At 68.7% G+C, this 687-nt stretch carries 1 protein-coding gene; it reads left to right on the top strand.

Features of this window, described 5'->3' with window-relative positions:
• Positions 1-242 precede the first annotated feature (242 nt).
• Positions 243-687: phosphate signaling complex PhoU family protein (locus CCN72_RS35715; RefSeq protein ID WP_279630317.1), on the top strand; the 445-nt coding region annotated here is incomplete at its 3' end.

Here is a 687-nt window from a genome sequence, read left to right as displayed (position 1 = left end):
CGCCGCGTTCACGTCCATGCATCCAGGTTAGGCATGGTGGCCGACCTACCCACAGCCGATCGGGTGCGACCTCGAACACTCGTCGCCCAGAGTTCACCTAGGGGCCAGTACCGGTTCATTTGGGAAGCCGGAAACGGACGCGTACGGGGCACAACGTGGGAGCGTGGGGTTCGCACCGCCGGTTCTGCCGCCGGGCCCCCGGACAACGACCCCCGGAAGCACGTATACGAGAGGGAACCCTGATGCGGGACGCGTACCACGAGGAACTGGACTCGATCGGCGACGGTCTGGTGGAGATGGCCCGGCTGGTCGGCTCGGCGATCGGACGCGCCACGACCGCCATGCTGGACGCCGATCTCAAGCTCGCCGAGAGCGTGATCGAGGCGGACCAGAAGGTCGACGAGCTCCAGCACGACCTGGAGGCCCGGGCGATAGCCCTGCTGGCGCGGCAGCAGCCGGTGGCGACGGACCTGCGCATCGTCGTCACGTCGCTGCGCATGTCGGCCGACCTGGAGCGCTCCGGCGACCTCGCCCAGCATGTGGCGAAGCTGACCCGGCTGCGTTTCCCGGAGCGTGCCGTCCCGCAGGACCTGCACGCGACCATCCTGGAGATGGGCCAGCTCGCGCAGCGTCTGATGGCGAAGGCCGCCGAGGTCATCGTGACCAAGGACGTCGACCTCGCGCTCC

Source organism: Streptomyces murinus, assembly GCF_002154555.1.
Classification (GTDB): domain Bacteria; phylum Actinomycetota; class Actinomycetes; order Streptomycetales; family Streptomycetaceae; genus Streptomyces; species Streptomyces murinus.
This window is presented reverse-complemented; position numbering and strand designations above follow the sequence as displayed.